General features: G+C 51.2%; 12 protein-coding genes. 11 read left to right on the top strand and 1 reads right to left on the bottom strand.

Going from position 1 to position 15,600, the window contains the following annotated elements; genetic code table 11:
• Nucleotides 1-21: 21 nt before the first annotated feature.
• Together MKY82_RS19395 and MKY82_RS19390 are read left to right on the top strand one after the other, a co-directional pair.
• A complete protein-coding gene (locus MKY82_RS19395) occupies nucleotides 22-714 on the top strand; it encodes a response regulator transcription factor (protein ID WP_113056624.1) in 693 nt (230 codons plus the stop codon).
• Entirely contained in the window at nucleotides 711-1,793 is a 1,083-nt protein-coding gene (locus tag MKY82_RS19390; RefSeq protein ID WP_339294146.1) for an ATP-binding protein, read from the top strand. The genes MKY82_RS19395 and MKY82_RS19390 overlap by 4 nt, the downstream gene beginning before the upstream one ends.
• Before the next feature lie 25 nt (nucleotides 1,794-1,818).
• Here the strand turns inward: MKY82_RS19390 and MKY82_RS19385 are convergent, their stop codons facing one another.
• Nucleotides 1,819-3,012, bottom strand: a complete 1,194-nt coding sequence (locus MKY82_RS19385) for a glycoside hydrolase family 88 protein (protein WP_220684855.1) — start codon at nucleotides 3,010-3,012, stop codon at nucleotides 1,819-1,821.
• Nucleotides 3,013-3,272: 260 nt separating this feature from the next.
• Between MKY82_RS19385 and MKY82_RS19380 the strand changes: the two genes are divergently transcribed.
• The 9 genes from MKY82_RS19380 (at nucleotide 3,273) to MKY82_RS19340 (ending at nucleotide 15,467) form a co-directional block, all read left to right on the top strand.
• A complete protein-coding gene (locus tag MKY82_RS19380) occupies nucleotides 3,273-3,455 on the top strand; it encodes a tautomerase family protein (protein ID WP_071218573.1) in 183 nt (60 codons plus the stop codon).
• 6 nt (nucleotides 3,456-3,461) lie between these two features.
• Nucleotides 3,462-4,427 carry an ABC transporter permease subunit gene (locus MKY82_RS19375; protein WP_339217983.1) on the top strand — a complete coding sequence of 322 codons (966 nt, stop codon included), beginning with the start codon at nucleotides 3,462-3,464 and terminating at the stop codon, nucleotides 4,425-4,427.
• An 18-nt stretch (nucleotides 4,428-4,445) separates the two neighbouring features.
• The gene (locus MKY82_RS19370; protein ID WP_098746103.1) at nucleotides 4,446-5,318 is read left to right on the top strand and encodes a carbohydrate ABC transporter permease; all 873 of its coding nucleotides are present in this window, start codon (nucleotides 4,446-4,448) and stop codon (nucleotides 5,316-5,318) included.
• 125 nt (nucleotides 5,319-5,443) lie between these two features.
• Nucleotides 5,444-7,030: an extracellular solute-binding protein gene (locus MKY82_RS19365; protein WP_339294145.1), complete on the top strand. Its 1,587-nt coding sequence runs from the start codon at nucleotides 5,444-5,446 to the stop codon at nucleotides 7,028-7,030.
• 110 nt (nucleotides 7,031-7,140) lie between these two features.
• Nucleotides 7,141-8,190, top strand: a complete 1,050-nt coding sequence (locus MKY82_RS19360; RefSeq protein WP_339217979.1) for a response regulator — start codon at nucleotides 7,141-7,143, stop codon at nucleotides 8,188-8,190.
• Nucleotides 8,187-10,058: a histidine kinase gene (locus MKY82_RS19355; RefSeq protein WP_339294144.1), complete on the top strand. Its 1,872-nt coding sequence runs from the start codon at nucleotides 8,187-8,189 to the stop codon at nucleotides 10,056-10,058. The genes MKY82_RS19360 and MKY82_RS19355 overlap by 4 nt, the downstream gene beginning before the upstream one ends.
• Nucleotides 10,059-10,073: 15 nt before the next feature.
• Nucleotides 10,074-10,841, top strand: coding sequence for a 3-oxoacyl-ACP reductase family protein (locus MKY82_RS19350; RefSeq protein WP_339294143.1), 768 nt, complete (start codon nucleotides 10,074-10,076; stop codon nucleotides 10,839-10,841).
• Nucleotides 10,842-10,849: 8 nt separating this feature from the next.
• Nucleotides 10,850-13,114, top strand: coding sequence for a heparinase II/III family protein (locus MKY82_RS19345; protein ID WP_339294142.1), 2,265 nt, complete (start codon nucleotides 10,850-10,852; stop codon nucleotides 13,112-13,114).
• Nucleotides 13,098-15,467, top strand: a complete 2,370-nt coding sequence (locus tag MKY82_RS19340; RefSeq protein ID WP_339294141.1) for a DUF4962 domain-containing protein — start codon at nucleotides 13,098-13,100, stop codon at nucleotides 15,465-15,467. Before MKY82_RS19345 ends, MKY82_RS19340 begins: the two co-directional genes overlap by 17 nt.
• Nucleotides 15,468-15,600 lie beyond the last annotated feature (133 nt).

Here is a 15,600-nt window from a genome sequence, read left to right as displayed (position 1 = left end):
ATACTATAAGGAGAAACCGGAATGAAGACCATATTAATCGTGGATGATGAACCGAATATTCGAGAAGTTCTTGTATCCTACCTGAACAAAGAACATTATCTGACGCTGGAAGCGGCCAACGGTGCCGAAGCGTTCGATTTCCTGCGAGAGCAATCCGTGGATCTTGTTATATTGGACCTCATGCTCCCGGATATGGATGGCGAGCGGATATGCCAGGAGATTCGAACGTTCAGCCCGGTACCCATTATCATGTTAACGGCAAAGGTGGCCCAGAGCAGCCGGATTGGCGGGTTTGCCATCGGAGCCGATGATTATATCGTGAAGCCGTTCGACCCTCGGGAAGTTGTAGCAAGAGTCAAGGCCGTTCTGAGAAGAGGAGATGACAGCAAGCTCCTGGCGGACGTAATTGTGTATCACCAAGGCGCGCTGGCCATTCATTCGATGAAACACGAAGTTACCTGCCATGGACAGGTTGTAAACTTGACGCCAAGCGAATACAAATTGCTGCTTCTGTTGGCCAAGTACCCCCAGCGCAATTTCTCGCGCGAAGAACTGGTTGATCGCGTGTTAGGCTATGACTTTATCGGCGACATCCGAATTATTGATCAGCATATCAAGAATCTGAGGCAAAAGATTGAATCCGACCCTAGGCAGCCCCAATATATCATCACCGTATACGGATTCGGATACCGCTTTGGAGGTGATAGGGCTTGAAGCATCGTCTGGACCTGAGGCTTGCCGCTATCATCATCAGTATCACGGCAGGGATATTGATCGTGTTTACCGTAATCAATATTGTGACCAACCATTATCATATCGCCATGTTCCAGCAGCAATCATCCGTGCATGATGGAATGGCTGAGCTGAATTACCATTTGGAGCAAGCGCAGATGCAATCCATCATATTGACATGTCTCCTATCGATTGCCATTGCTTCCGTGATCGGCATATACGTTGCGAAGAGAATATCGGCTCCCCTCGTCCAGATGAAACGAGCGGCTGAGATGATGACGCGGGGGAATTGGGACATCCGTGTGACAACCAAAGGGTACGATGAAATCGCGGGACTTGGTTCTTCACTGAACGAACTGGCTGTGCAGTTACAGAAGCAGGAGCTGCTGCGCAGGAATATGACCCAAGATATCGCACATGAATTGCGAACGCCGTTAACCACATTAAAGAGTCACACCCGTGCACTTGAGGATGGGATCTGGGAGCCGACCGCAGATCGGTTTCAAACGTGTCTTGAAGAGATTGATCGATTGATTCAGCTTGTAACGGAGCTTGAGGATCTGCATGACATGGAATCACCCGAGTTTCAGCTATCCCGATCCAAGCAGGATCTTGGCTATATTATGGAGAGGGCCATCACCTTGGCGACTGCAATGTATTATGAAAAAAAGGTGGACCTGCAATATGTCGGCGGTTCGCCGATTCTAGCCGAGGTGGATGCCGACCGAATGCTCCAGGTTCTGATCAACATGTTAAGCAATGCCTTGCACTACACGCCAGCTGGAGGAACGGTACAAGCCGAGCTCGTGGACGAAGGGGCACATGCCCTGATTCGAATACAGGATTCAGGTCAGGGGATCTCTTCCTCCGATCTGCCGTATATTTTCGAAAGGCTGTATCGGGGCGATAAATCAAGGAATCGGTCAAGTGGCGGGAGCGGTATGGGGCTTGCCATCGTCAAGCAGCTGGTATCTGCACATGGCGGTCAGGTATGGGCTGAGAGCGGAGGGAAGCATGCGGGCGGCAGCTGCTTCTATATCCGGATACCTAAAGAAGAGTAGATGGATTGACACGCAAAAAACCGGATCAGAAGATCCGGTTTTTCCATCCCATTAACTTGGCAGCGGTCTCAACATAATAGTAATCTCCATAGATCAGCGAAACGTTTATATTTTGTCCGGCAGGCAGATGTCCCGTGGCTTCCTTCAGTAGGCCTTCATAAGCGGGGTCATCCCATTCGGCGTAATGGGTCGTTAAGGAGTTGATGATACGCAAGGCACTTTCACGGTACAGAGAACTTTCGGTTATAGGCACCAGGTCCGCGAGTTCAAGTAGACCGGAAGCGGCGCAGGATGCTGCTGACGTATCCCGGGGCTCGGTAGTCTTCGGGGATGCTTCCGTCTCTTCATGAGCGGATGGTTTCATCTCCTTGCGCTCCGCACGGAAATCCCAGCGGGGTATGGAATCCTCCTCAAGAGAAGCTATGAAGAAATGGGCAACCCGCTTGGCGGCTTCAAGGTACTGAATATCGCGGGTATAGCGATAGGTGTTAGCCATGCCATGCAATGCCCAAGCCGCTCCCCGGCTCCAAGCAGATTCCGGACCATAGCCTTGTCCTCCCAACGCTTCGATAAATTCTCCCGTTAACGGATCAAATCGGCAGATGTGCCGAACGGAGCCGTCCGGTCTTATGAAAAACTCGGCAACCGTATTCGCTTGGGCTCTGGCGATATGAGCGAATCTCGGGTCACCGCTCTCCTCGGAAGCCCAGAATAGGAGGGAGAGGTTCATGGTGGAGTCGATAATGGACCAGCCTTCATTCCCATGGTTCCATGAAGTGGGTTTCACCTGATTCCAAGCACGTATGAATCTCCCGACCGGGTTATACCTCCCTGCCAGCAGGGTAGCGGCCAACAATCCTCTCCGCCTGGCATCCGCATCGCCGGTCAGCTTATATTTGATGACGGCAGTCGGCAGAAATTGAAAGCCGACATCGTGGTGGAAATTACTGTCTCCGATAAGCGCGTGTTCAAGCCGAATATCCCATTCCCAAGCCCACTCCTTATACTGCGGCTGTTTGGTCATCTCATACATGATCCAGAGCATTCCCGGCCAAAAACCGGAGGTCCACCAGTCGATCCGGGTGGAATCATAGATTCCGTTCTTTGTTGCATGAGGAACTTTGCCTTGAAGCTGTCCGGTCATTCGCGACAGTTTCCTTTCCAATTGCCCCCATAATAGCGAATAGGGCGATATCGTTTCCTGTTGTTGTCCGTTCATCGCTAACCTCCCAAAACTGATGTCATCATTTGGCTCATTGTCGCAACTGCTTTGATCCATTGTTCCATAGAATGCTGGCAAATTCTACATATACAGCTTAAGAACTATTGAAATAACAAGTCGATCTTAAAAAAACACAAGCGGCCGATCCACCTAAAAAAAACACAAAGGAACCGATCTTCTTCCATTGCTGCCCGGTCATGAAAACTTATAGGATAAGGATATTCATCACATCATCATTCCTAAGGAGGCGAAAGCCGATGCCGCAAATTACGATTAAATTGTATGAAGGACGCACGGATGAGCAGAAGAACGAAATCGTTGATGTTTTTACAAAGGAGCTGTCACGGATCATTGATCGTGAGCCTGAATTTATCAGCATTCAGTTTGACGAAATTCCGATTGATGACAACGCACCGGCCAATTTGAGAAACAAGAGGTGAAGACAGATGGCCGAGCCAAGCAAAGCGGCAGCAGTTAGCCCAAGGCTGGAGGGAAAGATCGATAATCGCAGAAGAATACTCGGCTTCATGTGGAAATACAGAGCGCTGTATTTCATATCGCTGCCGGGACTGCTGTTCTTCGGATTATTCAAGTATGTTCCGTTAATGGGCTCCGTGATCGCATTTCAGAACTACAATCTGTTTGCAGGCGTGACGGGAAGTCCCTGGGTGGGGCTTGAGCACTTTGGGCGAATGTTCCAGCACTATGATTTTTTGAAAATTCTGCGGAATACGCTTCTGCTGGGTACATATGACATTCTGTTTGCTTTTACTGCCCCCATTGTTTTGGCCTTATTACTCAATGAGGTGCGCCAGGTCGTTTACAAGAAAATTGTCCAGACGATTTTCTATGCGCCGCATTTTCTGTCGTGGGTCATTGTAAGCGGTATCTTTGTGGGGATCCTTTCTCCATCATCGGGGATCGTGAACGTAATGCTCGGTTGGTTCGGTATCGATCCAATCTATTTCCTAGGCGAAGATTCTTACATTCGAACGGTATTGGTGGGCTCAGGACTATGGAGAGATGTCGGATGGGGGACCATCATTTATCTGGCGGCGCTCGCAGGCATTAATCCGGACCTCTACGAAGCCTCCGAAATCGATGGAGCGGGGAGATGGCGCCAGACGCTCAGCATCACCCTGCCGGCGCTGCTTCCCGTGATAACGATCCTGTTTCTGCTCAAAATCGGGGACTTCATGGATTATGGGTTTGAACGCGTATTCGTGTTTCAGAACCCGCTCAACATTCAGTCCAGCGAAATCTTGGACACGTACATATACAAAGCCGGCTTGCAGCAGCTTCAGTACAGTTATGCAACCGCCATCGGGGTGTTCAAATCGGTTGTCGGCTTGTTCCTGATTTCCATTGCAAACACCATCAGCAAGAAAGCGACCGGCGAGTCGCTGTATTAGAGGGGAGTGACAACCAACGTGAAATATGACAGTGCAGGCAGAAAACTGTTTCTCGTCGTGAACTATATCATCCTTACCTTTCTTGCACTCACCATGCTGCTCCCTTTTCTTAATGTCATTGCCCAGTCGTTCAGCAGCCCGGGCGCTATCGATCGCGGAGAAGTGATGTTCTGGCCGGTGGAGTTTACCTTTGCCTACTACCAGCATGTGTTCAACGATATCTCCATTTGGAGGGCATTCGGGATCAGCGTCTACATTACGCTATTCGGAACCTTCATCAATCTGGCAGCAACCGCTTCGCTGGCGTATCCGCTCTCCAGGCCCGAATACGTGGGCAGAAAAACGATCATGATTATCATCCTGATGACCATGATTTTCACGGCACCGCTGATCCCGCAATTCATTCTGATGCGCGAGCTGAATCTCGTCAACACGTTATGGTCTTTGATGCTGCCATCGGCGATCAGCGCATTCAATCTGTTTGTGCTTCGAACCTTCTTCACCCAAATTCCGAGCGAATTGATCGATTCGTCCCGAATTGACGGGTGCAGCGAGGTCCGTACGCTATGGAGCATCGTGCTTCCGTTATCCAAACCGGCGCTGGCGACAGTAGGGATATTCTACTCCGTAACCAATTGGAACAAATACATGGACGCCCTCTACTATATCAATGATCGCGCCAAGTATCCGCTGCAGGTAAAATTAAGGGAGCTTCTGGTGAACGAGGGCCTGACCGATACGGGGAACCTTGCATTCGAGGCAAGTTCCCAGTCCGTACAAGGCATACAAATGGCGGTTATTCTGGTAGCCACAGTGCCCATCATTCTCTTGTATCCGTTTCTGCAGCGCTTCTTCATTCATGGGATGATGATTGGATCGATCAAAGAGTAATCCTAAAAAAACGACAAACCGAGCCAAAGACATTCCTTGTTCCCGCCCAGACGGTTCTCTATACTGATATTAAGTTTGAAAGCGCTATTATGAGCGACTATATTAGCTTGAAAAGAGGGGTATTCATGAGGAAAAGTTGGACACGTATGCTTACGTCAGGTCTCGTACTGGCCATGCTCGTTGGCTGTTCGGGCAATAATGGCGGAGGCGGGGGAGCCAATGCCGGCGGAGGTGACAGCAACGGGCAAGGCGGAAGTGAAGCAGGGCCAACGAAATTCTCCATTTCGATGCGGACGCTTAACGTATCCTACGTCGAGAAGAATCCGGATATCAACAAGGATAAGTACGTGCTGGAGCTAGAGAAAAAGACGAACACGGACCTGGATATCCGCCTGATTCCGCATAACGAATATCAGGATAAAATGGTGCAAATGTTTGCGACAAACGACATTCCGGATGTGGTGCAGGGCACTGGCGGAATCAGCGGTCCCGAGCTGGCGGGTGCCGTGGAGAACGGAGTCTTTCTCCCGCTGAACGACCTCCTGCAGGAGCATGGGCAGAACCTGCTCAAGTTTATACCCGAGGAAGCCTGGAAGCGGATGACGGATTCCAAGACAGGCAATATCTACGGGATTCCCGAAATCTTGTCCAATCCGTCCAGACGAGCCACATGGATTCGGACCGACCTGCTGGAGAAAGTAGGCAAGGAGATCCCGACAACGGTGGAAGAGACGATGGATGTGCTGCGCGCGTTCAAAGAAGCCGGGGTGGAGCAGCCTTATGCCGGACGCCAGAATTTCAAATACGCGGATACCTTCTTCGGTGCCTATGACGTGCTGGGTTACCTGAACCAATTCAAGGTGTTCCCGGACGGCAAAGTAAAGCCAACCTTCTTCGATGAAGAAAATATGAAGCAAGCTATTCAGATTTATAAGACGATGCACGAGGAAGGATTGATCAGCAAGGAATTCGCGACGATTGAAAGCGCGGACTTCAAATCCATCGTCACGAGCGGCAAAGCCGGCATGTGGTCCATGAACGCGAATGAGCTTCCGATTTGGGGCACCCAGCTGAAGGAGAATGTCCCGGACGCGACAGTAGCGTTGATTCCTTCGCCGGTAGGGCCTGACGGCAAAGGGGGATATGCTCATTACAATCCGGTGACGCGCTCCTTCTTCATCAATGCGAAGGCGAAGGATAAAGCCGAGGATATCGTGAAGTTCTTCAATTGGATGGTCAGCGAAGATGCAGAATTGTTCTTCAGCTTCGGCATTGAAGGCGAGGATTACCAGGTAACCGACGGCAAGCCGGTCTTCGAGGTTCCGACGGACGCGGCAGGTGCGGATAAGATGCGTTATCTGAACTACTGGCTGTGGCTGGTGCAGGATACAACCTATAACAAACGCGTATCCGAGTTGTCCGATTCCGGCAAAGAGCTGATAGATGCTTTTGATAACATGCTTTCGAACGAGGGTCGCCGCGGCATTGAATTCGATCCGCGACTGGAGGCGATGGTGAAATATCCGGAGCTGAATCCGAAGTCGGATGAACTGCCGCCGCTGATTCTGGAGCATGTGCTCCGCATGGTATACGGCAGGGAGCCTATTGATAACTACGGCAAGGTGCTCGAGGAGTATCTGTCCAAAGGGGGCAACGAGATTATTGAGGAGGCTACGAAACGATATAACGAGAAAGAAAACGCTTTCGAATAGGCAGAGCATGTTTTAGTATAGTGTTGAAGAATGACTCCTCTGCTTGCCTAAGCAGAGGAGTATCTTGCTAAAGCTAGACTACTCTCGCTGTCTTGAAAGGGGAATGGGTAATGTACCGCATTCTGGTCGTTGATGATGAACCTATGATAAGGATGGGCTTGGCGAAACTGATCACGCAGACGGATCCAGCCATGATTCAAGCGGCAACGGCCGGCAACGGCATGGAAGCATTGGAAGCGATTCAGACGGCACGACCGGACTTCATTTTTACGGATATTAAAATGCCCAAGATGGACGGCCTGGAGCTAAGCAAGCAGCTTTATGAAGCATACGGCGATATCACGGTCGTTGTCATCTCCGGTTACGGTGATTTCGAATACGCCCAGAAATGCATGTCGTATGGAGTTAAGGAGTATCTGCTCAAGCCTGTGACCAAATCGGTGGTACACAACACCATGAATAAATTGATGGCGGATCGAAAGTCCATGCAGGAGAAGCAGCGGATTTATTTTCCACTCTCCAAGCTGGAGGATTGGCTGGAGCAGCTGGAACTGGCCGTATGGCATTTACAAATGAACGATATCCAGCACAAGCTGCAAGAAATCGAGGATTACTGCAACGAGCGCAGGCTTGAATCGATTCAGCTTCAGGAACTGCTGGATGAACTGTATGCGAAACTGATCAAGCAGTTAAACGGCCGGGATGTGTATTCGTTCGAACGTATGACAGGCATCACGGGGTCTGCGCCCGGAGGGAACCATCATTATTTCGAGAGATTTCGTCAAGCTGTGGATCAGACGGTGAAGCTCATACGCGACAAGCGGAAAGGAAATGCCAAAGAGCCTGTAGAAGAAGCGAAGGCATATATCGAGCGCAACTTATCCCGTGATCTCTCACTCGATGAGGTTGCCGATATGCTTGGGCTCAACCCGTCCTATTTCAGTCAGTTGTTTAAACAGATGACGGATGAGACCTTTGTCCATTACCGGATCAAGAAAAGAATGGAGAAAGCGAAGAAGCTCCTCGCCCTTCCACATTATAAAATTACGGATATTTCGTTCGAAGTAGGGTACGCGGATCATCCCCATTTTACAAAGACCTTCAAGAAGGTCACCGGTTACACCCCTTCCGAATACCGGGAGCTGCTGGGGATCGAATGATGCGCAAGAGCCTGTCTCGTCAAATCTTCTTGTACTTCTTTATCGTTATATTGTTCTCGCTTTCTACGGTTGGCGTTTTCTTCTATATCAAATCATCCGAAGCGATTGATGAACAGGTCGAGAAGTATATGACCACTGTTATCACAAACGCGGCAAGGCAAACGGATAACCAGCTGCAGATATTCGAACGGATCAGCAATACGATTTTACTTCAGGATTCGGTCAAACGCTTTTTGGATATGGACCCAAGCGACAGCTATGAACATTATCGATTTACCAATCTTATCCGCAAGGATGTCTTTCAGAAGATCTTTATACAATATCCGACCCAGACTCACATGATGTATATTCTCGGGTTTCATGGAAGAGCGATTTTTGATCAGAATCAGAGCTTCTCTGCCATGTCGATTGATCCGTCAGGCCGCCTTCGCGAACTCACGGAGAAGACGCCGGAGAACGGGGAGATTGTCATTTTGAAGACCAGCTTGCTGGAGAAGGATCGGGACAATGTCATTACGGTAGCGCGCAAAATCCGGGGAATGAGCTCGTACGACGTGAAAGGCGTGCTGGCGGTTGAGTTCAATGAAGACCAGCTGTCGAGTTTATGGAACGGCGTTGATCTCGGGGAGCAGGGCTTCTTCATTATCCTGGATCGCGAAGGCGAAGTTGTCTATGCCCCTGAGCACGTGGATATGGATGCGATTACTTCCACCGACCTGCCGGAGCGTATTATCGCCAAAGGCGATCATCGATTCATAGAACCGGTGCTTGGCGACAAAACGATGATCATTACGCGTCAGTCGGAGTATTCGGGTTGGAGCCTCGTCATTATGATGCCGCTGGATGAACTCCGGGCACCGATTTCGGGTATTCGGTCCACTACGATTATCGTAGGCTTCGTAACGCTAATCATTGCGCTCATTCTCGCCTATCGATTCGGCAAATCGATTGTCAATCCGATCCGCAATCTGAAGAACGGCATGAGGCAGACGGAGAAGGGGAACTGGACGCATATCACCGATGTGAAACCGAGGGAGGACGAGATCGGGGGATTGATCCATAGCTACAATCTTATGGTCAGCCGTTTGTCCGATATGATCGAGCAGGTTTATGACACGGAGCTCCACAATCAGAAAACGCAGCTGGAGCTGCAGGACATCCAGCTGGAGCGCCAGCGGGCAGAGTTCCAGGCGCTCCAATTACAGATCAATCCGCATTTTCTGTACAACACGCTGGAAACGATCAATTGTTATGCGATCGTTCAGGATTCCGACGAGATCTCGGACATGGTGGAGGCGATGGCTTTCATGCTTCGATACTCCATCCAGACGAACCTGGAGGAGATCACCATTGCCAACGAGCTTAATCATGTGCGGCATTACATGATGATATTGAAGCATCGCATCGGGCGCGATTTCGAGATCGAGGTGGCGACGCCGCCCGAGCTCCTATTGGAGAAGATGGTCAGGCTCTCCTTGCAGCCGATTGTCGAGAATATTTTTCAGCATGCTTTTCCGGAAGGGATCGAAGTTTGGCATTACATTCGGATTGACACGAGAATAGAACAGGACAATTTGCTGGTTATGGTAGAGGACAACGGCGCAGGCATAGCGGACCATGAGCTTCTTAAGCTGCGCAAGAGGCTCGAGGAAAACCGTCTGGTGGACGATGACGACGGAATGCATGTCCGGCGCAAGGGCGGAATCGGCATCGTCAATGTCCATCGGCGAATTCAGATGGTTTACGGCGAAGAGTACGGAATTACAGTTCATAGTTCGCCGGATCAAGGTACAAAAATCATCATGACAATGCCGCGAATGGAAAGAGTGAGTGACCAAGAGAGCAGACTGAAACAGCTGCAAACCTAATCAGGAGGGATTAATATGCATATTAACTTATCGGGTAACATCGCTTTAGTCACAGGTTCGAGTGGAGGGATCGGTCGTGCGGTAGCATTAAGGCTGGCAAGAAGCGGAGCCAAGGTCGCGCTGAACTATCTGAACAGCAAGGAAGCCGCCGAAGAAGCCGTGGCGGAGATTCAAAGTTTTGGCGGCGAGGCGTATGCTTTTCGTGCAGACGTTACGCATGTGGAGCAGGCAGAGGCGCTTGTAGCTGATGTGGAGAAGGCATTTGGCGGACCGGTTACGATCCTGGTTAATAATGCGGGGCATTTGGTCGAGCGTCTGGCGAATGCGGAAATGACCGAGGAGCTCTACAACAAGGTCATGGATGTGAATATGAAAAGCACGGTATTCATGAGCAAAGCCGTCATTCCGGGCATGAAAGCCGCCGGTCAAGGTCGCATAGTTAACATGACCTCCGTTGCGGCACATAACGGCGGCGGACCCGGCGCAAGCATTTATGCTGCCAGCAAAGCGGCCGTCCTGAGCTATACCAAAGGGCTGGCGAAGGAGCTCGCTTCAAGCGGAGTTAACGTGAATGCCGTATCGCCGGGATTTATCGGACAGACGGCGTTTCACGCCACCTTTACCCCGGATGAAGCGCGAATAGCAACGATCAAGGGCATTCCGCTGGGGCGGGAGGGTACCCCGGACGATGTCGCCGGCTCCGTTCTGTTCCTCGTCTCGGAGATGTCCTCGTATCTAACGGGGGAGACGATCGAAATTAACGGCGGCATGTTCATGCGATGAGGGATTGGATGAAGGTCAAATCGAAGTCGATATTCTATCCGTGGAGCGAACGTACAGTCGATATCCTGAAAGCCGAGCTTGACCAGGTCATCGAACGGAAGCTGGATGTTCCTGTCGAGCCCGGCGGCTGGTGGCACCAATACGTGTGTCCCGAACATCATACGGAACTGATGTATGATTCGCTGGAAGCCGATTGCAGCTCCTATCGTTGTCCGTATGGCTGCGAAGTGGAGGGGGAACCGTACAGGGGAGCTTGGCTGGTATTCAAGCATCAGGCTATGGCCCGATACGTTCTGCAATCTGCCGCCGTTTATGCCGGTACGGGAGAGCAGGTCTACGCCGATCTTGGAAAAAAGCTGATCGTCCGCTACGCGGAGCAGTTTCCGCTTTATCCTGTCCATCCGGATGCCCAGCCCTGGATGCTGAAAGGGCGCGCATTCCATCAGGCTTTAACCGAGGCCATCTGGGCAACGACCTTGCTTCGCGGTTATCTCCTTTTGGAGGATTTGCAGGTGTCGTTTCACGAGGCTGAACGCCGGAAGATTGATCATTTCCTGCATATGCTCGAGAGCAGCATGACGGAATATCATCATATGTTGACCCAGGAGCGCGGAAATCCCGAGAACAACTATACCGCCTGGCTGATTGCCGCGCTGTTTAGTATCTATGCGGTACAAGGCGAAGCGGAGAAGCTGCGGCAGCTGGTCGTGAAGGAAGGCGGCCTGCGGCATCATCTCAGCATTGCCATCAGGCCGGATCAGCTTGAATTTGAAGGCAGCGTGTATTACCACGTATTCGTACTCCGTGCTTACCTGATTGCAGCGGAAATGGGGAGCCGGGTTGGTGAAGAGCTTTTTTCCCTGAGGGGAGAGCAAGGCCAATCCATGCAGGGAATGCTGGCGGTACTGGTTCAATTATCAGACCAAAATGGCTCCCTGCCTGCACTTCACGACGGTCCTTATCGCAGGGCTCCGTATGCGCGAGAAATCGCCGAGATTGTGGAAATCGGTTTATCCGTTTATGGGGATAAGAGCTATCGACGATTGTTAGACAATGTATATCGTGAATTGAATGGTGAAGAAGGCCGGATTGGCATGCTGGAAGCTCTGTTGTACGGTACGGGCCATTGGGATGGGAGATACGGAATGGCTGCTTCTGCGGCGAAGGCTTCTCATCGGAAGACATCATCGGAAGGAGTATGGGAAGTCGGGGATGTCATCGAAGTACGAGTGACACGAGAAGTGCAAGGAGCAGGCGATGCAGAACATGCGAACCAAGCAGGTAATGAAACTGAAGGAAAGGAAGCAAGGGTAGCAAGGAAAGCAAGGGACAATGAAGGCAGAAACCAGAATGACTTGCCCGATCTTTCCGCTCCTTCGGTCTTTCTTCCTCACAGCGGATTTGCCCTGTTGAAGTCGAATCATTCGAATGGGCTTCAGGCGTTGGTCGATTTTGGCCCTCATGGTGGATCACATGGTCACTTCGATAAACTGAATCTGATGATTCATGTCGGGAACCAGCCACTATCGCCAGACCGTGGTACCGTACCGTACGGTTCAATCCTGAAGAACGAATGGTATCCCCATACAGCCTGCCACAACACCGTCTCGGTTGGGCGGCGTTCCCAGAATCCGACCGAAGGGAAATGCATTCGGTATGAATCCGGTTCGAATTTTACTTATCTCTGGGTGCGGTCCGATCAGGCTTATGAACAGGGCGTTCTGGACCGGCATCTGATATTGACGGATGACTGGCTTCTGGATTGGTTCGAAGTGGAATTGGAAGAGCCGGCAGCTGTGGATTGGTGGTTTCATTATGTTGGCCAAGGAGAGCTTAGCGGGCTTCCCAATGCTGATCAGGGCCACGTTGTAACGAATCTAGGAAATGAAGATGGATACGCATATGTAAAAGAAAGCTGCGCCCACGCCTTGTCCCAGGATGGCATGCAATTCAATCTCCATATTGCCAATGCATCAGGGCCGCTGGCGGTAGCTTCATTTATGTCCTTTGAGGGGATGGGATGCACACAGGTGGAGTCACCTGGAATTGCGGACGATCCCAGCCGAAGGATGGAGGGAATCCGGCTTCATCGGACAGATTCGCAAGCCCGCTTCATTGCCGTCTACCGTAGCGGTACGGAGCCGCTGACATTGGAATGGAACCGGGCGGAGAATGGGGACTGGCTCAGCTTGTCCGATGGCAGGACCGCGAGAAGCTTCACGATGACCAACAACGGGTTGAAGGAGAGGGTACTCGATGAAAACCTTGTTTGAACCGAAAAACGGATTGTTGTCCGTGCCATATCAACCGGATGAAGAGAGTAAGCTGCTTGAGAATCCTCCCCGTTTCACCTGGATGCCAGGACAGCTGGAGAACGACCGTTATATGCTGCAGATTTCGACCTCACCCTCGTATGAAACGGAGGCGACAACGTCAATTTCGCCGATTCCCTATAACTTATACACTCCGGATCACGCTCTGGAGGCAGGTACTTATTATTGGCGCTATGCCTTGCTGACCGGGGAACAAGGGGAGGATACGACGGACGCTGCCCTTAACCGTTCTTCATGGAGCCAATCCCGAATGTTTCATGTTCCGGAGGGCCTCCCTGAGACTCCCCTGCCTGACCGGGGGGATCGCTATGAACGCACGAATACCGGGCATCCGCGGTTATGGCTGGATGAGAAGGGAGTGGCGGCGTTCCGTGAACATTTACGTCAGGATGATGATTACTGCGGCTGGCGCGCTTTTTACGAGAAATCGGTCATTCCGTGGCTGGATAAGCCGTTAATTCCGGAACCGGAACGTTATCCCGGCAATAAGCGTGTCGCGAAGCTGTGGAGAAAAATGTACATGGATTGCCAAGAAACGCTGTATGTCATCCGGCACTTAAGCGTGGCAGGGGTCATTTTGCAGGATGATGCTTTGATAGCCAAAGCGAAGTCGTGGCTGCTTCACGCGGCCCGGTGGGATACGGAAGGTACAACGTCCAGGGATTATAACGATGAAGCTGCGTTTCGGATGGTTGGTGCACTCGCATGGGGATACGACTGGCTCCACGATTACCTCACCGCAGAGGAGATGGATCTCGTCAGGGGAGCTCTTCTGCGACGTACGGAGCAGGTGGCCTTCCATGTGATGGAGCGCTCGAAAATCCATCATGTCCCCTATGACAGCCATGCTGTTCGTTCGTTGTCCTCCGTGCTTGTCCCAGCCTGCATTGCCATGCTGCATGAAGAGGCCGAGGCACAGACATGGCTGGATTACACGCTGGAATACTACGCCTGCCTCTATTCGCCTTGGGGCGGAGAAGATGGAGGCTGGGCCGAGGGGCCGCTCTATTGGACAACCGGCATGGCGTTTGTGATAGATGCGCTTAATCTCATTCGCAGCTACGTATCGATTGATTTCTTTAAACGGCCGTTCTTTGGGCGCACGGGCGACTTTCCGCTCTACTGCAGCAGCCCGGACACGATACGGGCCAGCTTCGGAGACCAGTCCTATCTAGGCGAGCCCGTTAGTCTGAAGACGGCTTTCAATATTCGCCAGTTTGCAGGCATTACAGGCAACGGATTATATCAGTGGTATTATGAACAAGTAGCCAAAGCGGATACGGACGCCGACACCAAGTTTTACAATTACGGCTGGTGGGATTTCCGATTTGACGATATGCTGTACCGGCATGATTACCCTCAAGTGGAGGCTGTTGCTCCTTCTGTTACCGTTCCGTTTTCTTCCGATAACGCTTCGGAAGCGAAGGAGGGGACCATCCAATCCGTCAAATGGTTCCGGGATATTGACTGGGTGGCGATGCATCACCGGATGGATGATCCGGATGAACATATCATGCTGCTGGCAAAGAGCAGCCGTTACGGCTCCATGAGCCACAGTCACGGTGACCAGAACGGATTCCTGCTGCACGCATTCGGCGAACCTCTCGCTATCGAGAGTGGATATTATATCGCTTTCGGAAGCACGATGCATATGAATTGGCGGAGGCAGACGCGTTCCACGAACAATATTCTCATCGATGGCCATGGGCAGTATGCGGGAAAAGACAAGGTGCTCTGCATCGAGGCCAGCGGGAAGGTGGAGCAAGTTGACGCGTCACCAGGGTACGGGTATACCCGTATGAACGCTACGCAGGCCTACCTGGAGAATGTCCCTTATCTTGAGCGGTATGTGCGCGAGATCTATTTTTTTGACGAATCATATTTTGTCATAGTGGATACGGTGGATCTCGCCAAGCCAGCCAGCATCGAGTGGCTGTTTCATACTCTGAACGTGATGAAGCTGTCGGGGCAGACGTTTCGAGTGTTGGGCAGCAAAGCGGAAATGGAAGGGCGATTCGTGTACAGTTCATCCGGCGACTTGTCGCTGAATCAGCATAATCAGTTCACCGATGTCGATCCCGATGAAATCGATGGGCTGGATAACCAGTGGCATCTGCATGCTGAAACGAAATCTGCGGCAAGCCATCGCATCGCGACCCTCCTGGTTCCCATGAAGGCGGATGAGAGTAAATATGTCTCATATTTCCTGGATGATCAGGACCATGGAGTTCATATCTATTTCACGAATGAGGATGGGAACACAAGAAAGGTCGAGGTGCCTAAGGCATATTAACTCTTAGAGGTGCTGTTTCGATTTAGAAAATAGACTCAACTTCAGCGCAAGCAGCTGGATGTTGAGTCTTTTTTTATGCATATTCACAATGCTGATGGATACAGTTACCGTTCTCGTAGAGATCATGGGCCGG

The sequence above is a fragment of the Paenibacillus sp. FSL W7-1279 genome (assembly GCF_037969845.1).
Classification (GTDB): Bacteria; Bacillota; Bacilli; order Paenibacillales; family Paenibacillaceae; genus Paenibacillus_AQ.
The sequence above is the reverse complement of the archived record's forward strand: the minus strand, read 5'-3'. Positions and strand labels throughout refer to the sequence as shown.